This window comes from Undibacterium sp. Di24W (genome assembly GCF_049340325.1).
Lineage (GTDB): Bacteria > Pseudomonadota > Gammaproteobacteria > Burkholderiales > Burkholderiaceae_D > Undibacterium.
The window spans coordinates 615,550-636,408 of record NZ_JBMPOP010000001.1 but is presented as its reverse complement, the minus strand read 5'-3'; the positions used below and the strand labels follow the sequence as shown (position 1 = coordinate 636,408).

19 protein-coding genes are annotated in these 20,859 nt (G+C 47.0%); 18 read left to right on the top strand and 1 reads right to left on the bottom strand.

What is annotated here, in order from left to right; all coding sequences use genetic code 11:
* Window positions 1–139: 139 nt before the first annotated feature.
* The 17 genes from mraZ (at window position 140) to lpxC (ending at window position 19,199) form a co-directional block, all read left to right on the top strand.
* Window positions 140–568 (top strand): division/cell wall cluster transcriptional repressor MraZ, encoded by a 429-nt coding sequence (gene mraZ / locus ACO0KZ_RS02590; protein WP_422992411.1) that lies wholly within the window; start codon window positions 140–142, stop codon window positions 566–568.
* A 9-nt stretch (window positions 569–577) separates the two neighbouring features.
* On the top strand, window positions 578–1,534 hold the full coding sequence (gene rsmH, locus ACO0KZ_RS02585) for a 16S rRNA (cytosine(1402)-N(4))-methyltransferase RsmH (protein ID WP_422992409.1): 957 nt from the start codon (window positions 578–580) through the stop codon (window positions 1,532–1,534).
* Window positions 1,534–1,809 carry a cell division protein FtsL gene (gene ftsL, locus ACO0KZ_RS02580; RefSeq protein WP_422992407.1) on the top strand — a complete coding sequence of 92 codons (276 nt, stop codon included), beginning with the start codon at window positions 1,534–1,536 and terminating at the stop codon, window positions 1,807–1,809. Before rsmH ends, ftsL begins: the two co-directional genes overlap by 1 nt.
* A complete protein-coding gene (locus ACO0KZ_RS02575; RefSeq protein ID WP_422992405.1) occupies window positions 1,806–3,569 on the top strand; it encodes a peptidoglycan D,D-transpeptidase FtsI family protein in 1,764 nt (587 codons plus the stop codon). The genes ftsL and ACO0KZ_RS02575 overlap by 4 nt, the downstream gene beginning before the upstream one ends.
* Window positions 3,569–5,128 carry a UDP-N-acetylmuramoyl-L-alanyl-D-glutamate--2,6-diaminopimelate ligase gene (locus ACO0KZ_RS02570; protein WP_422992403.1) on the top strand — a complete coding sequence of 520 codons (1,560 nt, stop codon included), beginning with the start codon at window positions 3,569–3,571 and terminating at the stop codon, window positions 5,126–5,128. The genes ACO0KZ_RS02575 and ACO0KZ_RS02570 overlap by 1 nt, the downstream gene beginning before the upstream one ends.
* Entirely contained in the window at window positions 5,128–6,498 is a 1,371-nt protein-coding gene (locus ACO0KZ_RS02565) for a UDP-N-acetylmuramoyl-tripeptide--D-alanyl-D-alanine ligase (RefSeq protein ID WP_422992779.1), read from the top strand. The genes ACO0KZ_RS02570 and ACO0KZ_RS02565 overlap by 1 nt, the downstream gene beginning before the upstream one ends.
* 41 nt (window positions 6,499–6,539) lie before the next feature.
* On the top strand, window positions 6,540–7,709 hold the full coding sequence (mraY, locus tag ACO0KZ_RS02560) for a phospho-N-acetylmuramoyl-pentapeptide-transferase (RefSeq protein ID WP_422992401.1): 1,170 nt from the start codon (window positions 6,540–6,542) through the stop codon (window positions 7,707–7,709).
* A 49-nt stretch (window positions 7,710–7,758) separates the two neighbouring features.
* Entirely contained in the window at window positions 7,759–9,267 is a 1,509-nt protein-coding gene (gene murD, locus ACO0KZ_RS02555) for a UDP-N-acetylmuramoyl-L-alanine--D-glutamate ligase (RefSeq protein WP_422992399.1), read from the top strand.
* Window positions 9,268–9,350: 83 nt separating this feature from the next.
* On the top strand, window positions 9,351–10,484 hold the full coding sequence (ftsW, locus tag ACO0KZ_RS02550) for a putative lipid II flippase FtsW (protein ID WP_422992777.1): 1,134 nt from the start codon (window positions 9,351–9,353) through the stop codon (window positions 10,482–10,484).
* The gene (gene murG / locus ACO0KZ_RS02545) at window positions 10,481–11,578 is read left to right on the top strand and encodes an undecaprenyldiphospho-muramoylpentapeptide beta-N-acetylglucosaminyltransferase (RefSeq protein WP_422992397.1); all 1,098 of its coding nucleotides are present in this window, start codon (window positions 10,481–10,483) and stop codon (window positions 11,576–11,578) included. The genes ftsW and murG overlap by 4 nt, the downstream gene beginning before the upstream one ends.
* Before the next feature lie 12 nt (window positions 11,579–11,590).
* Complete coding sequence (gene murC / locus ACO0KZ_RS02540; protein WP_422992395.1) at window positions 11,591–12,973, top strand: UDP-N-acetylmuramate--L-alanine ligase; 1,383 nt, start codon at window positions 11,591–11,593, stop codon at window positions 12,971–12,973.
* A gap of 47 nt (window positions 12,974–13,020) precedes the next feature.
* Window positions 13,021–13,965, top strand: a complete 945-nt coding sequence (locus ACO0KZ_RS02535) for a D-alanine--D-alanine ligase (RefSeq protein WP_422992393.1) — start codon at window positions 13,021–13,023, stop codon at window positions 13,963–13,965.
* 29 nt (window positions 13,966–13,994) lie between these two features.
* Window positions 13,995–14,780, top strand: a complete 786-nt coding sequence (locus ACO0KZ_RS02530) for a cell division protein FtsQ/DivIB (RefSeq protein ID WP_422992391.1) — start codon at window positions 13,995–13,997, stop codon at window positions 14,778–14,780.
* 88 nt (window positions 14,781–14,868) lie between these two features.
* Window positions 14,869–16,101 (top strand): cell division protein FtsA, encoded by a 1,233-nt coding sequence (gene ftsA, locus ACO0KZ_RS02525; RefSeq protein WP_315477291.1) that lies wholly within the window; start codon window positions 14,869–14,871, stop codon window positions 16,099–16,101.
* Window positions 16,102–16,282: 181 nt separating this feature from the next.
* Window positions 16,283–17,479, top strand: a complete 1,197-nt coding sequence (gene ftsZ / locus ACO0KZ_RS02520; RefSeq protein ID WP_422992775.1) for a cell division protein FtsZ — start codon at window positions 16,283–16,285, stop codon at window positions 17,477–17,479.
* 156 nt (window positions 17,480–17,635) lie between these two features.
* Window positions 17,636–18,142 carry a peroxiredoxin gene (locus ACO0KZ_RS02515; protein ID WP_422992388.1) on the top strand — a complete coding sequence of 169 codons (507 nt, stop codon included), beginning with the start codon at window positions 17,636–17,638 and terminating at the stop codon, window positions 18,140–18,142.
* 121 nt (window positions 18,143–18,263) lie between these two features.
* Window positions 18,264–19,199 (top strand): UDP-3-O-acyl-N-acetylglucosamine deacetylase, encoded by a 936-nt coding sequence (gene lpxC / locus ACO0KZ_RS02510; protein ID WP_422992386.1) that lies wholly within the window; start codon window positions 18,264–18,266, stop codon window positions 19,197–19,199.
* 24 nt (window positions 19,200–19,223) lie between these two features.
* On the opposite strand, the gene ACO0KZ_RS02505 is transcribed toward lpxC, so the two are convergent.
* The gene (locus ACO0KZ_RS02505) at window positions 19,224–19,715 is read right to left on the bottom strand and encodes a DciA family protein (protein ID WP_422992384.1); all 492 of its coding nucleotides are present in this window, start codon (window positions 19,713–19,715) and stop codon (window positions 19,224–19,226) included.
* 51 nt (window positions 19,716–19,766) lie between these two features.
* On the opposite strand from ACO0KZ_RS02505, the gene ACO0KZ_RS02500 reads away from it, so the two are divergent.
* On the top strand, window positions 19,767–20,738 hold the full coding sequence (locus ACO0KZ_RS02500) for a M23 family metallopeptidase (protein WP_422992382.1): 972 nt from the start codon (window positions 19,767–19,769) through the stop codon (window positions 20,736–20,738).
* Window positions 20,739–20,859: the final 121 nt, after the last annotated feature.

The window sequence follows — 20,859 nt, the reverse complement described above, 5'->3', positions numbered from 1 at the left end:
ATAAATTTGCTTGACCATGCTCAAGTGATCCTCTAAAGTGGGGAAAAGTGTGAAAAAGTGTTTTTTTGTGGCGTAAATTAGCTAGTCATAAAATTACTTCAATCTTCCAAAGGTATTTCTCGAAAGCAAGGCCAAAATCGTGTTTCAAGGCGCGTCAGCACTCAATTTGGATGCAAAAGGCAGGATGTCTATCCCCGCCCGGCATCGTGACGCGCTCGCTCTGCAATGTGAAGGTCGGGTGACTTTGACCCGTCATCCTCATGGCTGCCTCCTTTTATTCCCGCGCCCAATCTGGGAATCACATCGCGAACAGATCGCCGCATGGCCTATGGCAGCGCGCGCTTGGCAACGTATTTTTCTCGGTAATGCTTCTGACGTTGAAATGGATGGCTCTGGTCGTATCTTGGTTACGCCTGAACTGCGTAATGCCGTCGGTATGCAACGCGATGTCATGTTGCTCGGCATGGGATCTCATTTTGAGATTTGGGATGCTACCAAGTTGGCCGAAAACGAAGCGCAGGCCATCGCTGGCGGCATGCCCGAAGCACTCAGTAATTTTTCTTTCTGATAGCGCGTTATGACTGTGAATCATCAGGAAGAATTCATTCACCACACGGTGTTGCTAGACGAGGCAGTTAACGCGCTCGACATACAAGGTGCCCGCACCAACGCGATTTTCGTCGACGGTACGTTTGGTCGTGGCGGTCATAGTCGCAAGATTTTGAGTCAACTTGGTCCTCAAGGTCGGCTGATTTCCTTTGATAAAGATTTATACGCGATTGCTAATGCGCAGCAGATTACTGACGCGCGTTTTCATATCGTGCATGACAGTTTCGCCACCATGTCCGAGGCTTTGCAAGAGCAGGGCGTGGCACAGGTGGATGGTATTTTGATGGACCTCGGTATTTCATCGCCACAGGTGGACGATGCAGAACGAGGTTTTAGTTTTAGAAATGATGGCCCATTAGACATGCGTATGGATACGACTCGCGGCATTTCTGCGGCGGAGTGGTTGGCGCAAGAGGATGAGCAAAAAATTAGGGAGGTCATAGAAAATTATGGGGAAGAACGGTTTGCTTTTCAGATTGCAAAGGCGATTGTTGCTCGCAGGGCGAGCGAGTCCATTTCAAGTACTCGGCAGCTTGCCGAACTCGTCGCACACACCGTCAAAACTCGCGAGAAGGGCAAAGACCCGGCAACTCGCACCTTTCAAGCTATACGGATTTTCGTCAATAAAGAGCTTGAAGACCTCGAGATCGGTTTAGCCGCGGCTTATGACAGTCTGGCGCCGCATGGCCGTATGGTGGTGATCAGTTTTCATTCTCTGGAGGATCGCATCGTCAAGCAATTCTTTGCATCTAAAGCCAAGGTAGTGCAGCCAGATCGCCGTTTGCCGATTCGTGAAGCTGATTTGCCTAAGCCGCAAATGCGCTTGATCTCTAGAATCAAACCGAGTGAAGAAGAGGTCTTGCGCAATCCACGTGCACGCTCCGCCATCATGCGGGTAGCAGAGCGCCTTACAGGAGAGGCGTAATGGGTGCGCGTTTGAATGTCGTGTTGGGTACTGCTTTGGTGATTTGTGCCTTGACCTTGATTAACTCTCAGTATCAGGCGCGCCGTTTGTTTATTGAATTGGAGCGCGCTCAGACTTTAAGCAAGCAGTACGAAGTAGAGTGGGCACAGCTTAAGTTAGATCAATCGACTTTTGGTAAACATTCCCGTATTGAGACAGTGGCCAATCAAGAATTGGGTATGGAGCATGTGACACCAGGTCGCACGCAGTATTTAACTGCAGAGGTGGTCAAGTGAGTCGCGCCAACTCAAATTCTCGAACGGCTGCTGGTAAGGGCGTATCATTTTCAACTAACCCCGTGTTGGCAGTGAAATTGCCAGTATGGCGTTCGCGCTTATTGCTATTTTTTTTATTTGCTGCGTTTTTTGCGTTGATGACGAGGGCCTTGTATTTGCAGGGTATGACGACTGAGTTTTTGCAAAAACAAGGTGAGAATCGTTATGCTCGTACCTTGGAATTATCTGCGACTCGCGGCAAAATTACAGATAGACATGGCCAGGTATTGGCATCGTCAGTACCAGTAAAGGCGATCTGGGCGATACCCGAAGACGTTCTGAATGTGCCAGATACCAAACTGCGCGAGTTAGCAGCCTTACTAGAGATGTCAGAAGCTGAGTTGAGAAAGAAACTTGATTCGGATCGCCAATTTGTTTACCTCAAACGTCAAGTAGAACAAGTCGTTGCAGATAAGATTGTGGCACTGGATATTCCAGGTATAGAAACTCGTAAAGAATACAAGCGCTTTTACCCCGAGAGTGAAGTGATGGCGCACGTCGTTGGATTTACCAACGTCGAAGACAAAGGTCAGGAGGGCATTGAGCTCGCTTCCGAGAAAAATCTCGCGGGCAAGACTGGTAGTCGCCGTGTAATCAAAGATCGCCTTGGTCGCATCGTAGAAGATATTGAATCGATTCGCCCGCCTCACGACGGCAAAGATATGAAGTTGTCGATAGACAGCAAAATTCAATACATCGCTTATACGCATGTGAAAGATGCGGTAGAAAAATTCAAAGCGAAAGCCGGTGCCGCTGTCGTGTTGGATGTTCAGACAGGTGAAGTGCTGGCCTTAGTCAATCTGCCTACTTACAATCCAAATGACCGTTCCGTATTGACCGGTGCGCAATTGCGTAATCGTGTGATTACCGATACCTTCGAACCAGGCTCTACGATGAAGCCTTTCACGATTGCTCTGGCATTGGAGACTGGTCGAGTCACACCAGAGACCATAATTCAAACAGCGCCCGGTGCGATGACTATCGGTAGCCAAACGATACATGACGCGCATAAGCAAGGGACTTTGACAGTCGCAGGCGTGATTCAAAAATCTTCTAATATCGGTACCGCAAAAATTGCTTTGCAAATGCCGCCAAAAGAAATGTGGGAAATGTTCGCGACTTTGGGTTTTGGACAGCAACCTAATATAGGATTTCCCGGTGCGGTCGCTGGACGTATGCGCAGCTATAAAACTTGGAAACCGATTGAGCAAGCCACCATAAGTTATGGTCATGGTATGTCAGTTTCTTTATTGCAGATTGCGCGCTCCTATATGATTTTTGCTCGTAAGGGTGATTTGATCCCACTGACCTTCCAGCAATCAGCTGAAATGCCTATGGGCACTCGTGTTATCTCAGAATCGACCGCAATGAAAATGCGCGACATGTTGGAGAGTGTTACTCAACCGGGAGGAACCGCAACACAGGCGCGTGTTCCTGGTTATCGCGTTGGCGGAAAAACGGGTACCGCACATAAGGTTGAAGGTGGTCGCTACGTGAATAAATACGTGAGTGATTTTGTCGGCTTTGCGCCGATGTCGAATCCACGCATCATTGTTGCGGTGATGCTTGACGAGCCAAGTGGCGGCGCTTACTACGCAGGTACAGTCGCAGGTCCGGTTTTCGCCGCGATTATCGCCAATGTTTTACGTTCTATGAACGTCGTACCCGATTCTTCAGTCATGAATATCATTCCTGAGCCAAGTGTGCCGGAGACATTGTAATGACGACCCAAACTATGATTCCAGTACAGATACAAGAAATAGTCGATTGGTTGCGCGCCAATGTGGCTGATGCAGCTAAAGCGCAATTGACGTCCGATTCCCGTGAAATTGGACTAGGAGATGTATTTTTTGCCTTTCCCATTGTTGCCGGCATTGCTGGTAAAGGTGATGGTCGTGCGTTTATTCAAAATGCTATCGAGCGCGGTGCTGCAGCGATTGTGTACGAAAAAATCGGTGAGCAATCTGCGGTAGAAATCAGCGTGCCGCATTTAGCTGTTTCTGGTTTGATCGATCAACTTGGCGCAATTGCCAGTGCTTGGTACGGTGCACCTGATAGGGATATTTTTAGCGTTGCTGTGACCGGCACTAATGGCAAGACCTCATGTTCGCAATGGATAGCAAAAGCCTTGTCATTGCACAACACGCCATGCGCAGTAATCGGCACTTTGGGCGTAGGTACATATCGAGAAGGCATGGTCGCTAGCTTGCAAGAAACCGGATTCACTACCCCCGACGCAATTCAACTGCAACGCCGCTTGGCTGCATTGAAGAAAAACGGTGCGAAAGGTCTGGCGATAGAAGCCTCATCCATTGGTTTGCACCAAGGGCGCCTGAACGCGTTGCATTTTGACGTCGCCTTATTCACTAATTTAACGCGTGACCATCTCGACTATCATCAAACCATGGAGGCCTATGCGGCCGCAAAACAGGCGCTGTTTCAATGGGCGGGTTTGCAAGCGGCAGTGATCAATGCAGATGATGTCTTCGGTGCTGAGCTATTGCGAGGACTTGCAGTGACGCAGCCTGGACTCAAATTGCTCGCGTACTGCATAGATAACACTTCCGAATTAAATGTCCCGGTATTGCGCGCCAGTCAGTTAAAGACGACCCATACTGGCACCCAGTTTTATTTGGAGTCAGCTTACGGAAATAGCGTGGTTAAGGCGCAGACCATAGGCCGCTTCAATATCAGTAACGTGCTGGGGGTTTTGGGCGTGTTATTGATGCGCGGCATCGCTTTTGACCGTGCAATTTCCAGTATAGAAAAATTGACTTCGGTACCAGGTCGTATGCAACAGCTTGGTTCGGCAGGACAAGCAATGGTTGTTGTCGATTATGCTCATACACCGGATGCATTAGAAAAAACTTTAGAAACATTGCAACGAGTCGCCAGTGAGCGACAAGGTAATTTGTGGTGTGTATTTGGTTGTGGTGGTGATCGCGATCCGGGCAAACGTCCACAAATGGGTAAGATTGCGCAGATGGCGGAACATGTAGTGGTGACCAGTGATAATCCTCGCACTGAGCTACCCGCGAAAATCATTCAAGACATTTTGCAGGGCATGAGTGGCACACCGCATGCGATTGAAGATAGAGCCAGTGCGATCTTGTTCGCTGTTAAACATGCGCAGGTCAACGATGTGATCTTGATTGCGGGCAAGGGGCACGAGACCTATCAGGATATTAATGGTAAGAAATGGCCATTCTCAGATGAAGAACATGCGTTGTTAGCACTCGCCACGGTTGCGACCAATAGCACCATGAGGAGAGCGACGTGATTCACTCTTCTCTATTAGCGTTGCAGAAAGTGGTCACGAATTCTAGTGTGACAGCCGATGCGCAATTTGGCGGCCTGAGCACGGATAGTCGTAAAGTCGAGCCAGGCAATATTTTTCTTGCTTTGCGCGGTGAGACATTTGATGCCCATGATTTCTTAAATGAGGTGGTGAAAGCAGGTGCCGTCGCTGTGATCGCCGAACGGATTCCGGTTGACTTTCCAGCACCAGCTTTAATCGTGCCTGACACTAAGTTGGCGCTGGCAGCGATCGCAACTTACTGGCGTCAACAGTTTGATTTGCCCGTGATCGGTGTGACTGGTAGTAACGGAAAAACGACGGTGAAAGAAATGATCGCGGCTATCCTGCTAGCGCAGTATGGTAGCGACCATATGATTTCCACTAAGGGAAATCTGAACAACGAAATCGGTGTGCCATTGACGGTTTTTCGTCTGCAGGCACAACATCACGCAGCGGTATTCGAGCTTGGGATGAATCATCCCGGCGAGATCGCTGTATTAAGCGCGATAGCCCAAGTCAATGTGGCGCTGGTGAATAACGCACAGCGCGAACATCAAGAATTTATGCAAACCGTAGAAGCGGTTGCGATAGAAAACGGTGCGGTCATTCAAAGCTTGCCGGCTGATGGTATCGCCGTATTTCCCGCAGATGATGCCTATGCGCCAATCTGGCGTGGGTTTGCTGCAGATCGTCGGTACATCACATTCGGCCTAAGTTCCCTTGCAGGCTCAAAAGCTGATGTTCATGCTGGCTTTGTTCCAAAAGACTTTGGTAACGAATTGCAGATGTCGATTTTGGGTGAAGTGGTCACAGTGCACTTGGCCGCTGCTGGTCAGCATAATGTTCTTAATGCCTTGGCCGCTGCCGCTTGTTGTAAAGCGATTGGTGTTTCTAATGAAAAAATTGTGGAAGGCCTACAGGCATTTTCGCCTGTCTCTGGTCGCTTGCAAGCTAAGCAGGCTGCGGCTGGTGCTTTGGTCATTGACGATACCTATAACGCTAACCCTGACTCGGTGAAAGCGGCAATAGATGTTTTGGTCGCGGCAAAAAATACGACCACGCTGGTGCTTGGTGATATGGGTGAAGTAGGCGCTGACGGCGCGGCGTTTCATCAAGAAGTCGGACAGTACGCAAAAGCTCGCGGGGTCAAAAATCTGTTTACTTTGGGTGACTTAGCGCGCGCTTCGACACTTGCATTTGGCCATGGCTCACAACACTGCGAAGACTTGGATCAGTTATTGGGGTACTTGAAAAGCAAAGCACAAGCGGGTAACACGATTTTAGTCAAAGGCTCACGTTTCATGAAAATGGAACGTGTCGTGGCACATTTAATCACTAATGAGCAAGTTTAAGAATTCGAAAATAAGTAAAAGAGAAATTAGGGAAAAATATTATGTTGCTTTGGTTGGCAGAACTTTTTAAACAAGACATCGGCTTCTTCCGTGTGTTCGGATTTATTACTTTCCGCGCGGTGTTCGCTACGATGACGGCAATCTCGATAGGCTTGATTGCAGGTCCTGCGGTGATTCGTATGTTGACGCGTTTAAAAGTTGGACAGGCAGTACGTACCGATGGTCCACAAACGCATTTGATTAAGTCTGGCACGCCGACTATGGGTGGTGCTTTGGTGTTGATTTCGATTGGTATTTCTACGCTCTTGTGGTCAGACCTGAGCAATCGATTTGTGTGGGTCGTTTTGATTGTGACTTTGGGTTTCGGTGCGATTGGCTGGGTCGATGATTATCGCAAGGTAGTTTATCGCGATCCAAATGGCATGGCCTCACGTGAAAAATTTTTCTGGCAGTCTTTGATCGGCATTGTGGCTGCGGTGTATTTAGCATTCTCAGTTTCTGCACCGACCAATACCAAGGTGCTGGAATTGTTTTGGGCTTGGGTTCAATCTGGTTTTAGTATGGATTTGCCACCTAAGGCTGATTTGATTATTCCTTTTTTCAAAACCTTTAACTATCCACTCGGTGTGTGGGGTTTTATTGCACTAACTTTTTGTGTAATTGTAGGTACTAGTAATGCAGTCAATTTGACTGACGGTTTGGATGGTCTCGCAATTATGCCGACTATCATGGTCGGCTCTGCTTTAGGTATTTTTGCTTACTTAACAGGACATGCTGGTTATTCTAAATACTTGTTAATCCCGTATATCTCTGGTGCGGGTGAGCTCTTGATTTTCTGTGGCGCGATGGCTGGTGCAGGCCTGGCATTTCTGTGGTTTAACGCTCATCCGGCGCAAGTGTTTATGGGTGACGTCGGCGCCCTGGCATTAGGTGGTGCGCTCGGTACGGTCGCGGTCATTGTGCGTCAAGAGGTCGTGCTCTTCATTATGGGTGGCATTTTTGTGGTGGAGACTTTTTCCGTGATGCTGCAAGTGACCTACTTTAAATTCACCAAGAAGAAATATGGTGTCGGTAAGCGCCTGTTCTTGATGGCGCCTTTGCATCACCATTTTGAACAAAAAGGTTGGAAAGAGACGCAGGTGGTTGTGCGTTTTTGGATAGTCACGATGTTATTAGTGTTAGTAGGTCTGTCGTCATTGAAGCTACGGTAATTGTCTTTATTAAGTGACTAAAGATCTAGGTTGAAAATTAAAGGTGAGCATGAATTCCTCGGATTTATTGAATAAGCAGGTATTGATTGTCGGACTGGGAGAATCAGGTCTGGCAATGGCACGCTGGCTGTCCCGCTGTGGCGCACGCCTACGTGTCATCGATACCCGTGCGAATCCTGAGCGCTTGCCCGCTTTGAAAAAAATGGCACCAGAATCTGAATTCTTTGGCGGTGAATTTCAAGCTGAACAAGTCGAGGGTGTAGATCTGATCGTGCTTAGCCCCGGCTTATCGCCACAGGGCGAATTGCAAACAATACTGCAGCGCGCACAAGAATTGGGTTTGCTTGTGTGGGGTGAAGTTGAGTTGTTTGCGCAGGCTCTGGCCGACTTAAAACTGACTAATGCTTACACGCCGAAAATCATTGCGATCACAGGTACTAATGGCAAGACCACGGTCACCAGCTTGACCGGGCAACTCTGCGCACGCGCTGGCATGAGCGTCAAAGTCGCCGGCAATATCAGCCCAGCGATGTTAGATGTCTTATGTGAATGCATAGATACAGAAACCTTGCCGCAAGTCTGGGTCTTAGAGTTATCGAGTTTTCAGCTGCATACCAATTTAAGTTTGAATCCTGATGTCGCGACCGTGTTGAATGTGACGCAAGATCATCTGGACTGGCACGGTGATATGAAAAATTATTGCGCTGACAAAGCTAAAATTTTCGGTTCCACAACTTTGCAGTTGTTGAATCGTGATGATGATCAAGTCATGGCGATGCAACGCGCCGATGGACATTTTTTAAGCTTCTCCTGCCATGCGCCGCAGCATGATGGCGAATTTGGTTTGTTGAACGAGCAGGGAATGACCTGGTTGGCGGTTGCGAATGCTGATGAAGACGAACAGCCAACATCCCGCAAACGTAAAAAAGAGATTGTTGAAATCCCAGTAACGATTACTCGATTGATGCCTGCTGATGCATTGAAGATTCGTGGTCAGCATAATGCCAGCAACGCACTCGCCGCTTTGGCCTTGTGTCGCGGTATCGGTCTTCCTTTGGCGCCCTTATTGCATGGACTGCGAGAATACAAGGGAGAACCGCATCGCGTGGAGTTGGTCGCAACGATTGCTGGTGTGGATTACTTTGATGACAGCAAAGGCACGAATGTTGGGGCGACTGTCGCTGCACTAAAAGGACTAGGTGAAGAAAATGCGGGTACAGAAAAGCGAATTATTTTGATCGCAGGTGGTGACGGCAAAGGACAGGATTTTTCTCCTTTGGCGGAACCTGTGTCGCGCTATGTCAAAACAGTTCTATTGATTGGTAAAGATGCGAACGAGATTCGAATGGCGTTGGAAATAGCAACGGTAGGGATGCATGATTTCGATACTTTAGAAAATGCAGTGGCAAGCGCAGGCGAAACTGCGCAAGAAGGCGATATCGTCTTGTTGTCGCCAGCTTGCGCTAGTCTGGATATGTTTAAGAATTATGCGCATCGTGCCCAAGTGTTTGTTGATGCCGTGCGCGAGACTGCGCTAAATCGTGGTGAGATTTGCTGATGAAGCAGCTACTCCTGAATTTGAACCCATGGCGTTCGTCTGGCAATAGCCAGAATGGAACCCACTTTGTCCAGCGTTCAAAAATGATGGAGTATGACCAGGCTTTAGTTTGGGTGACTTTGATCTTGATGGTGTTTGGTATGGTGATGGTTTACTCAGCATCGATCTCATTGCCTGATTCACCCAAGTATGCGAACTACAAAAACAATCATTTTTTAGTGCGTCAGGCGATGTTTGTTTGCTTCGCTGTTTTGATGAGTTTTATTGTCTTTAGAGTGAGAGTGGAAGACTGGCAAAAAGCAGCACCTTATTTGTTTATTTTTACTTTGGTTTTGCTGTTGTTGGTTCTGATACCCGGCTTAGGTAAAGGTGTGAACGGTGCGAAGCGCTGGTTGTCATTCAAGGTATTTAATCTGCAGCCATCGGAGTTAATGAAATTATTCATGGTTTTATATGCTGCGGATTACACCGTGCGTAAGCAAGAATATATGCATAAGTTGACCAAAGGCTTTTTACCGATGATGGTGACGGTTGCGGTACTAGGTTTGCTCTTGTTGTTAGAGCCAGATCTCGGCGCTTTTGGTGTGATCGTTTGTATCGCGATGGGAATTTTATTTTTAGGTGGGATTAACGGTATTTGGTTTGGCGGAATCGCCACGACATTGGTTGGAATTTTTGCTTCAGTTATCTTATTGTCTCCATGGCGTCGTGAACGTATTTTCGCTTACTTGAATCCTTTTGAAGAAGACAATGCATTGGGCAAGGCTTATCAATTGACGCATTCATTGATTGCATTTGGGCGTGGTGAATTATTCGGTGTTGGCCTCGGTGCCAGTGTTGAAAAGCTGCATTACTTACCTGAAGCGCATACCGACTTTTTGTTGGCGGTGATTGGTGAAGAGTTAGGATTTGTAGGTGTCGTTACCGTGATTTTTTTGTTTTACTGGATTGTGAAACGAGCATTTGATATCGGACGCCAAGCCATCGTTTTGGATGCAACTTTTGCTGGCTTGGCCGCAAAAGGAATTGGTATCTGGATAGGCGTGCAAACCTTTATCAATATGGGTGTGAATTTAGGACTATTGCCAACCAAAGGTTTGACTTTACCTTTGATGAGCTATGGCGGTTCCGGTGTTTTAATTAATTGCATAGGTTTGACTCTGTTGCTTCGTATCGATTATGAAAATCGGCTCATGATGCGGGGAGGACGAGTATGACGAATTCAAGCAAAGTGAAAAAACATCTAATGATCATGGCGGCCGGTACTGGTGGACATATTTTTCCCGGCCTAGCTATTGCCGATGAAATGCAAAGTCGTGGTTGGAGCGTTTCGTGGTTGGGAACGAAGACCGGGATGGAAGGCGAGATTGTGGCGAAGCATGGCATCACCATGGATCAGTTAGATTTTACGGGGCTGCGTGGTAAAGGTTGGAAGCATAGTTTGACTGGCGCTTACAAATTGATAGCGAGTTTTTTTGCTTGCATCGATATTGTCAGAATACGTCGTCCCGATGTGGTTCTTGGTATGGGTGGATATGTGACTGTGCCGGGTGGAGTAAGTAGTACATTGATGGGTAAGCCTTTAGTGTTGATGAATGCGGATGCACCTTTGCTCTTGTCGAATAAGACCTTGAAACCGTTCGCAAAAAAACTGATGTTTGGCTTACCTTCGACTGCACCAATGCAGGAGCGAAAATTCGTATTCACGGGCAATCCGATCCGCCGCGAAATTTGTGATCTGGAATTGCCGCAGCAACGCTATGCACAGCATCAAGGGCCATTAAAAATTTTAGTGGTGGGAGGTAGTTTAGGCGCGCGTATTTTGAACGAGTCAGTGCCTGACGCATTGGCATTAATTCCCGAAGCGCAACGTCCGCTGGTTACGCATCAATCGGGCAAACAACATGTGAGTGATTTGCGTCAGCGTTATGAAAAGAATGGCGTACAGGCAGAAGTTCTGGATTTTATTAATGATATGCCACGCCGTTATGCGGAGGCCGATTTGGTAATCTGTCGTGCCGGCGCCATTACCGTATCAGAGTTGACCGCGGCGGGCGTTGCTAGTGTGTTGGTGCCTTTAGTCGCGTCAAGTACCTCACATCAAAAAGCGAATGCGGAATGGTTAAGCGGCGCAGGCGGCGCGGTACATTTGCCGCAAACAGAAATGAATGCAGCAAGTCTGGCAGAGTTAATTCAAAGTATGAATCGTGAACGCTGTTTGCAGTTGGCCTCAAAAGCCTATGAATTGGGGAAACGCGATGCGAGTGCAACGATAGCCGCGATATTAGAAGAACTAGTTAAGAGAAAATAACAGAGAATTATTATGAAACATAAAGTGAAGCACTTACATTTTGTCGGTATCGGTGGCTCAGGGATGAGTGGCATCGCCGAGGTGCTATTGAACCTGGGTTATGTGATTTCTGGTTCGGATTTAAGTAGTAATGTGGCGTCACAAAGGTTGGCCAGTTTGGGTGCAAAAGTAACGGTGGGTCATGCGGCCGAAAATATTGAAGGTGCAGATGCGGTAGTGACGTCGACCGCGGTAAAGCCGGATAACCCAGAAGTGATTGCAGCCCGCGAGAAGCATATTCCTATCGTGCCACGCGCTTTGATGTTGACCGAGTTGATGCGTTTGAAAAGCGGTATTGCGATCGCTGGAACGCACGGCAAAACTACGACGACCAGTCTGGTGGCGAGCATTTTGGCCGAAGGCGGTTTAGATCCTACGTTTGTGATTGGTGGTTTATTAAATAGTGCTGGTGCGAATGCACGACTGGGTAGCGGTCAATACATTGTGGCTGAAGCGGATGAGTCCGATGCATCATTTCTAAATCTATTGCCGATGATAGAAGTGATCACGAACATTGATGCTGATCATATGGAAACTTACGATCACGACTTCAATAAATTGAAACAAGCGTTTGTCGATTTCACGCAAAGGTTGCCATTTTATGGCGTTGCGATGTTGTGCATGGATGATCCAAATATTCGCGAGATCATGCCGAGAATTACCAAGACTATCGTTACCTATGGTTTTCATGAAGAAGCCGAAGTGCGGGCGGTGAACGCAAGTGCTGCAAACGGCAAGATGCATTTCACGGTAGTTCAAAAAGGCTATGAGGATATGCAGGTGAGTTTGAATCAGCCTGGTATGCATAATGTCCAAAACGCTTGCGCTGCCATCGCCATTGCGCGTGAAGTTGGTGTTGATGATCGCGCCACGCAAAAAGCCTTGAGTGAATTTAATGGTGTTGGGCGGCGCTTTACTCGCTATGGCGAGATTGCGTTGGATAGTGGCGGTAGCTTTGCTTTAGTTGACGATTATGGGCATCACCCAGTTGAAATGGCAGCGACGCTGGCTGCAGCAAGTGGCGCTTATCCTGGTCGTCGCTTGGTCTTGGCTTTTCAACCGCATCGCTATACCCGCACCCGTGATTTGTTTGAAGATTTTGTGAAAGTCATTTCAACTGCTGATGCAGTGGTTTTGGCAGAAGTCTACGCAGCTGGCGAAGCAGCAATCGTCGCCGCTGATGGGCGCGCCATGACGCGTGCATTGCGTGTGCTTGGGAAAGTTGAGCCTATTTTTGTCGAGCAGATGCAGGAAATGCCAGAAGCTTTGTTGGCAATGTTGCGCGATGGCGATGTATTGATTGTGATGGGAGCAGGTTCTATCAGTGCGGTACCAGGAAAGCTCGCGGGAAAATAAGCGTAAGTAGTTCACTGTAAAAAATTATTGAATTGGATGGATGCAAGATGAAAGATTTAGGCAAAGTTGGCGTGTTGTTCGGCGGTCGTTCCGCAGAACGCGATGTGTCCATCATGTCAGGCACCGGTGTGTTGAACGCATTAAGAAGTCGCGGTATTGATGCGCATGGTTTTGATCCTGCAGAACGCAGTCTGGCGGATTTGGCTGCTGAAAAATTTGATCGTGTTTTTATTGCATTGCATGGCCGTTATGGAGAAGACGGTAGTTTGCAAGGCGCGCTCGAACAATTGGGCATTCCTTACACTGGTAGTGGCGTGATGGCATCCTCAGTGGCGATGGATAAAATTTTTACGAAGAAGATCTGGCTCTATCATCAGCTCACCACACCGAATTACGCAGTGTTGAGTGCTGACAGCGATTTGGCTAAAGTAACTCAGGAACTTGGACTGCCTTTAATCGTCAAACCGCCGCACGAGGGCTCTACTATAGGTATCACCAAAGTAAGTGCGGCTGAGGCCTTGCCTGCTGCTTATCAATTGGCAGCTCAGTTTGATGAGGAAGTGTTGGCCGAAGAGTTTATTCAAGGGCGCGAATTGACTGTTGCAGTTTTAGGTCGAGGTGCTGGTGCACGTGCGTTACCTTTAATTGAAATCGTGGCACCAGATGGCAACTACGATTACCAAAATAAGTATTTTACTGACGATACAAAATATTTGTGCCCAGCGCCTTTGGACGAGTCCTTAAGCTTAGAGATTCAACGCATGTGTGAAGAAGCATATCGTGCGGTCAATTGCGAGGGGTGGGCGCGGATTGACGTCTTGTTGCGCGCGCGCGATAACAAACCATTCCTGATCGAGATTAACACTTCACCGGGGATGACGGGACATTCTTTAGTACCTATGGCTGCAAAAGCAGCTGGTATGAGTTATGAAGATGTTTGTATTGAGATTTTGAAGACAGCGCGATTGAAGATCGCAGCAGATTCTCAATAACTGCCGCGCAAAAGAGTATAGAAGAATTTATGTGGCAAGACGCAAAATTGTTGAATGCAACAGCCAATGTTTTATTTAGCATCGTGTTGCTTGCCATGTTGGTGTCAGGCGTTTGGTGGGTAATTCATCGTCCTGTGTTTGCTTTGCATGTGGTACGAGTTGAGAATGAAAAAACTGTTGGAAGGCAAGAGGGGATACAAGCCGAATTGCGGCACGTTAACACCTTGACGATACGGGATCAGGCAGTACCGAAAATCACGGGGAATTTTTTTACGACGAATTTGGAAGATGTGAAGCAAGCATTTGAATCTGTGCCATGGGTTCGTAAAGCGAGTGTGCAAAGAGTGTGGCCAGATACTTTGGTCGTTCGGATAGAAGAGCACGATGTACTGGGAACTTGGGGTGAGGATGGTCGTCTGATTTCGGTGGCTGGCGATGTCTTTACAGCGAACTTGGCTGAGGCGGAAGAAGATGTTCAGCTCATTGAGTTTTCTGGCCCCAATGGCAGCGAAAAAGAAGTCGTGGCTCAGTATCTGCAATTTAAGCAGTGGTTTGCAAGTTTAAATTTGGAACCAGAAGCGGTTCAGTACTCGAGTCGCTATGCTTGGAGCGTCAAATTGAACAATGGTTTGCAAGTGGAATTGGGTAAAGTGCAGGAAGCCAATGCTTTGAAAAAAAGGGTTGATCAGTTGATTAAGGTGTATCCGCAGTTAGTAACAAGACTGCAGGGCAGTATCGTTAGCGTGGATATGCGTTATCCGAACGGCCTGGCATTAAAGACGAGTAATCAGTCAGTGGTATCAAATCGTAAGTAATGGAGTTAGCAGTAGTTGCGAAATAAGTAGAGCAATCAAGTGTCATTCGGAATGTAACGAGTACCTCAATATAAGTAAGTGGAAGACTATGACAAAAGACGCAAAAAACCTGATCGTTGGCCTTGATATTGGCACATCGAAAATTGTGGCGGTCGTTGCTGAAGTGATGCCAGATGGTCGTCATGAAGTAATCGGTTTAGGTCAACATGAATCGAAAGGTTTGAAAAAAGGCGTGGTCGTGAATATCGAAGCGACTGTCGAATCGATACAGCGAGCTTTGGAAGAAGCCGAGTTGATGGCGGACTGTAAGATACGAACGGTATATACCGGCATCGCAGGTAGTCATATTCGCAGCTTCAATTCCAGTGGCATGGTGGCGATTAAGGATAAGGAAGTGACAGCAGCGGACGTATCGCGCGTGATCGAAACAGCGAAAGCCGTGAATATTCCAACTGACCAGCAATTACTCCATACTTTGCCGCAAGAATTTATCGTCGATAGTCAAGACGATGTGCGTGAGCCAATAGGTATGAGCGGTATTCGTCTCGAAGTGAAGGTTCATATCGTGACCGGTGCTGTGTCGGCAGTTCAAAACATTGTGAAATGTGTGCGTCGTTGCGGCTTAGAAGTATCAGATTTGATTTTGCAACCGATGGCGTCCGCCGATGCGGTGTTGACCAATGATGAAAAAGAATTGGGCGTGGTCTTGATTGATATTGGTGGCGGCACCACAGATGTCGCTGTTTTTAGTGAAGGTTCAATACGTCATACTGCGGTGATTCCAATCGCTGGCGATCAGATCACCAATGATATTGCGATGGCTTTGCGCACGCCAACCTCGGAAGCCGAGGAAATTAAAATCCGTTTCGGCGTTGCGAAGCAGGTGTTGGCCGATCCTGCAGATACCTTAGAAGTACCAGGTTTAGGTGATCGTGGTCCGCGTTCATTGTCGCGTCAGGCGTTGGCTGCGGTAATAGAACCGCGTGTCGAAGAGTTGTTTGCATTGGTGCATCAAGTCGTGCGTGAATCAGGTTATGAAGATGTGCTGTCGTCCGGTATCGTATTGACGGGTGGATCATCTACGATGCAAGGCATGGTAGAAATGGCAGAAGATATTTTCTTAAAGCCTGCGCGTTTGGGTATGCCAGCCTACTCAGGTCAGTTAGCTGATGTCGTACGCAGTCCGCGCTATGCGACGGTTTTGGGGTTGTTGTTGGAAGCGAAGAAGCAGTACTTACGAGGTCATATTGTGACGCGCCAGGCAGGTTCGGCTAACGCAGTTTGGCAACGTATGAAGGAGTGGTTTCAAGGGAATTTTTAATTCCATCTTTTGTTTTGAAAAATAGTGTTTCTTTATAGACGAAATAGGGCGATTTACAGCATATTTTTTACAAACTTTTGCTGTAATCATTTTATAATGGTGTGAATTACAGTTTTTATTCGCTAGGCGTCACATAGGGTGAGGATTAGCGACTGAAAACTGCCTACTTGGGGGATTCATGATGGAGTTCGATATGGTCGATAACGCTACGCAAGGCACAGTGATCAAAGTTGTTGGTGTCGGTGGCGCAGGTGGTAACGCAGTTCAGCACATGATTAACAAAGGTGTTTCTGGCGTGGAGTTCATCGCTGCAAATACAGATGCGCAAGCGCTAACACAATCTAATGCACATAATGTGATACAGATTGGTGAAACTGGTTTGGGTGCCGGCATGAAACCAGAAGTAGGTCGTCAATTGGCGGAGGAATCTCGTTCCCGCATTGAAGACGCTTTGCGTGGTTCGCATATGGTGTTTATCGCCGCAGGTATGGGCGGTGGCACTGGCACTGGCGCTGCGCCGGTGGTTGCGCAAATCGCTAAAGAATTAGGTGCCTTGACGGTAGCGGTGGTTTCCAAACCATTTTCTTACGAAGGTAAGAAATGCATGGATATCGCTGATGAAGGTCTGGAAGCCTTATCCAAACATGTCGATTCTTTGATCATCATCTTGAATGAAAAACTCGAAGAGATCTACGAAGATGACAGTATGATCGAATGGCTGGGTCACGCAGATAACGTGTTGAATAATGCGGTTGCAGGTATCGCAGAAATCATCAATGTGCCAGGTCATATCAACGTCGATTTTAATGACGTGAAAACGATTATGGGTGAACAAGGTAAAGCGATGATGGGAACGGCGACAGCTTCTGGTGTTGATCGTGCTCGCATCGCTGCAGAGCAGGCAGTTGCTTCGCCGTTGTTAGACGGTATTGATTTGTCTGGTGCGCGCGGCGTATTGGTCAACGTTACTGCGAGCCGTGGTTTGAAGGGTAAAGAAATCAAAGAAGTGATGGCGGCAGTACGTGCCTTCGCTGCGCCTGATGCATCGATCGCTCAAGGTATCGCTTACGATGAAAGCATGGGTGATGATATTCGTGTGACAGTCGTTGCAACCGGCTTAGGTCGCGGCAAGAAAAATATTCAGTTGGTGCAAACACCGATGTTGCGTACTGGTACTAATGACGAGCCGATGATGATGGCGGCGTCTGTGGCCACTGCAACTTCTGGTAAAGCGACTACCTCAGTCAGTGCAGGTTTTGATAGTTTGACGAAGCCTGCAGTATGGCGTCATTCTGCAACTGAACAAGTACGAGCATTAGAAAAGAATGGCATGGAAACCTATGATATTCCAGCATTCCTGCGTAAGCAAGCAGACTAATCGAGTCGAAATCGTCATTAAGCAAAACGCCAGTCGATCGACTGGCGTTTTGCTTTCTGCAGAATTTTTCTGTTTAAGGCATACTTGCACACTTCCCTGTATCGCAAGTTGATCAGGTGAGAAGCCACTTATTATTTCATTTTTAGGGAGTTCATTATGAGCATCAAGATTGGTGATACATTACCAGTAGGTAGCCTGGCCGAGTTTATTGAAGTGGAGTCTGAAGGCTGTTCTTTAGGACCAAACACTTTTGATGTTGCTGAATTGACGAAGGGTAAAACCATCGCAATTTTCGGTTTACCTGGCGCGTACACGCCAACTTGCTCCGCTAAACATGTACCTGGTTACGTGGAACATGCTGCTGCTTTGAAAGCAAAAGGCGTTGATGAAATCTGGTGTGTTTCTGTAAACGATGCTTTTGTCATGGGTGCTTGGGGTCGCGATCAGAAAGCGACTGGCGTTGTGCGTATGATGGCTGATGGTAACGCTACTTTCAGTAAAGCTTTAGGTTTGGATGCTGACTTTAGCAAGTTTGGTATGGGCGTGCGTTCACAGCGCTATTCATTGGTCGCGGTTGATGGCGTGGTAAAACATTTGAATGTGGAAGAAGGCGGTAATTTCGCCGTATCGAATGCAGAAACGATGTTGGCACAGTTGGCATAATCGAATTTAGTTAAGTAATGAAAATGCGCATCGTGTGGTGCGCATTTTTTTGTTAGTTAATCTAAAATCTGTAACTTGGTAATTTTCTGCGTAAATTGTTATTGCGATTTATAATCTGAGAATGCTAAAACAAAGAACCATACAGCAAGTAGTGAGAACGATAGGTGTCGGTGTGCATTCCGGCACTAAGGTAACACTGACTTTGCGTCCCGCTCCCATCGATAGCGGCATCATTTTTACCCGCGTAGATTTACAACCACCCGTGGTATTTCCGGCGACAGCCCTAAATATTGGTGATACCAAGATGGCATCAACATTGACAGTGGGCGACGCCAAAGTGTCTACTGTTGAACACCTCTTGTCAGCGTGTGCTGGCTTGGGTATTGATAATCTATATATAGATGTCAGTGCGGAAGAAATTCCGATTATGGATGGTTCCGCATCATCTTTTGTTTATCTGCTTCAGCAAGCCGGTTTCGCTGAGCAAAATGCGGCTAGAAAATTTATCCGCATTTTAAAGCCAGTAGAAATCCGCGAGGGAACAGGTAAGTCGGAGAAATGGGCCAGACTGGAGCCCTATGATGGTTTTAAATTACATTTTTTTATAGAATTTAATCATCCTGCTGTTGATGGCACTATGCAAACAGCCGAGGTCGATTTTGAGAAAGTCTCCTATGTGAAAGACGTGGCCCGTGCTCGCACTTTTGGCTTTATGCAAGATGTGGAAATGTTACGCGGTATAGGTTTGGCACGTGGGGGTTCTTTGGAAAATGCGATCGTGATGGACGAGTATCGTATTTTGAATGCAGATGGCTTGCGTTTCGACGATGAGTTTGTACGACACAAAATTCTAGATGCGATCGGCGACTTGTATTTGATTGGGCATCCGTTCCTAGCAAGTTATGCGGCACATAAGTCTGGTCATGGCTTGAATAATCAATTATTACGAGTTCTATTGGCGCAACCAGATGCTTATGAGATCGTGACTTTTGATGAAGCGAGTCAGGCACCTATTTCCTATTTTGAGCAAGAGCAGCGTGAATGGGCGCTGAATTAAGCTCGACAGGTTGCAAAACATTTTCTAAGTATTTCTTCGCAAAAGCCGCTCCAGCGCGGCGTTCAGATCCGCATTCTGTGGTGTTGTGGCTAAGTTGCTCTTCAGGCTAGCAAAAGCAGAAATAGCCTTGCTACTTAATATTGCCTGTTTGATAGGGGTGGGTTTTTCGATAGTTCGCTTGACTTGTACTTTAATCTTGATTGCGTTAATCTGCCAACCTCGCTGTTGCAAATGAGCTTGCAATTTAGGTAATTGCTGCTTGAGTTTACTGGCAATAGAGGCATTTGGTGTGGAGAGAACTAACTGATCATCAGCCAAGTTTAGTACTTCACAGCCATCAAAGATCGGTGGGAGTATGCTCCCACATTCTTTTTGAAGCGAAAGATTTCGCTTTATAGTAGGTAATAGTGGTGATAGTTTGTCGCTTTGTTGTAAGAATGAAGCGACACCACTGGCATCGGCAAGCTTTTTGCCACGCTTGATATTTAATCGATAAGGTTGTTGAGGTGCTTGCATATTCGGCACATTACCACAATTTATTCTTGTTGATCACGGGGGTATCAGTTAATGCAAGTGATTATTATGCATTCGCGTCTAACGCAAGCCAAGTCGCTTACGCTGACGTCAAAACATCTGGCGATTTTTGTTTCATTATTTGTTTTATTCGCTTTTTGTATTTCTGTCTTAGTCATCAATTTAACCGCTCGTTATAGCACTAGTGATTCTGTGCTGGTTAAAGCCATATTGCCAGCTGCATTGCAAAATGATGGTGGCCTCGGCATCACTTCAAATGATAAATATCTAAAAGAAAACCTTGCTGCCATGGCGGTGAAGGTCGGTGAGATGCAGGCTCAATTGATACGCTTGGACGCCTTAGGCGAGCGTGTGCAGGGTTTGGCAGGGGTTAAGCCTGAGGAGTTTAACTTTAAGGAATCGCCTGGACGTGGTGGTGCTGAAGTGAGTGTTGTACCTAGCAAGGCTGATTCAAATCTCGTGGATTTTCAAACTAGCTTGGATGTGTTGGCAAAAGATGTTAACTATCGCTCAGATTACTTTAATGTCGTCGAATCTAAGTTAATGAGTTTTAAGTTGCAGGCGAAACTTCTACCAACAATAGTACCGGTGAACGTTGGCTACAATGCTTCAACTTTTGGTCGTCGCCTTGATCCTTTCTCGGGTCGTACTGCGTTTCACGAGGGACTAGATTTTTCCGCGCCTACTGGCACACCTATTGTGGCAGCCGCTGGAGGGGTCGTCATTGCAGCTGAATACCACCCTGAGTTTGGCAATATGTTGGAAATTGATCATGGGGGAGATATGATCACGCGTTATGCGCATGCATCAAAATTGTTTGCCAAGGTGGGCGATATCGTTAAACGTGGACAACATGTTGCGAATATTGGTTCTACTGGGCGTTCCACGGGTGCGCATTTACATTTTGAAGTCAGAATTAAAGGGATTCCTCAAAACCCCCATAAATTTTTAAATGCGGGCAACGATGGAGCTGATATTTCTAAAATTGCCAGTCTAGTTCGTTAGTTCTGTACGTTGGTTGGCGTTGTTAACTATTTCGAATCAAAGACTTTCTTTATGGTAATTTAGATAGTGGCTCTTGATTTTGTCTGATTTAACACCAACTCCTACCTAATCTTCCTGTTGG

What these genes read in the sequence shown, in the direction of transcription:
- rsmH (WP_422992409.1), top strand. Translation starts at nt 578, where the DNA reads ATGACTGTGAATCATCAGGAAGAATTCATTCACCACACGGTGTTGCTA.
- ftsL (WP_422992407.1), top strand. Translation starts at nt 1,534, where the DNA reads ATGGGTGCGCGTTTGAATGTCGTGTTGGGTACTGCTTTGGTGATTTGT.
- ACO0KZ_RS02570 (WP_422992403.1), top strand. Translation starts at nt 3,569, where the DNA reads ATGACGACCCAAACTATGATTCCAGTACAGATACAAGAAATAGTCGAT.
- mraY (WP_422992401.1), top strand. Translation starts at nt 6,540, where the DNA reads ATGTTGCTTTGGTTGGCAGAACTTTTTAAACAAGACATCGGCTTCTTC.
- murD (WP_422992399.1), top strand. Translation starts at nt 7,759, where the DNA reads ATGAATTCCTCGGATTTATTGAATAAGCAGGTATTGATTGTCGGACTG.
- ftsW (WP_422992777.1), top strand. Translation starts at nt 9,351, where the DNA reads ATGATGGAGTATGACCAGGCTTTAGTTTGGGTGACTTTGATCTTGATG.
- murG (WP_422992397.1), top strand. Translation starts at nt 10,481, where the DNA reads ATGACGAATTCAAGCAAAGTGAAAAAACATCTAATGATCATGGCGGCC.
- murC (WP_422992395.1), top strand. Translation starts at nt 11,591, where the DNA reads ATGAAACATAAAGTGAAGCACTTACATTTTGTCGGTATCGGTGGCTCA.
- ACO0KZ_RS02535 (WP_422992393.1), top strand. Translation starts at nt 13,021, where the DNA reads ATGAAAGATTTAGGCAAAGTTGGCGTGTTGTTCGGCGGTCGTTCCGCA.
- ACO0KZ_RS02530 (WP_422992391.1), top strand. Translation starts at nt 13,995, where the DNA reads ATGTGGCAAGACGCAAAATTGTTGAATGCAACAGCCAATGTTTTATTT.
- ftsA (WP_315477291.1), top strand. Translation starts at nt 14,869, where the DNA reads ATGACAAAAGACGCAAAAAACCTGATCGTTGGCCTTGATATTGGCACA.
- ftsZ (WP_422992775.1), top strand. Translation starts at nt 16,283, where the DNA reads ATGGAGTTCGATATGGTCGATAACGCTACGCAAGGCACAGTGATCAAA.
- ACO0KZ_RS02515 (WP_422992388.1), top strand. Translation starts at nt 17,636, where the DNA reads ATGAGCATCAAGATTGGTGATACATTACCAGTAGGTAGCCTGGCCGAG.
- lpxC (WP_422992386.1), top strand. Translation starts at nt 18,264, where the DNA reads ATGCTAAAACAAAGAACCATACAGCAAGTAGTGAGAACGATAGGTGTC.
- ACO0KZ_RS02505 (WP_422992384.1), bottom strand. Translation starts at nt 19,715, where the DNA reads ATGCAAGCACCTCAACAACCTTATCGATTAAATATCAAGCGTGGCAAA.
- ACO0KZ_RS02500 (WP_422992382.1), top strand. Translation starts at nt 19,767, where the DNA reads ATGCAAGTGATTATTATGCATTCGCGTCTAACGCAAGCCAAGTCGCTT.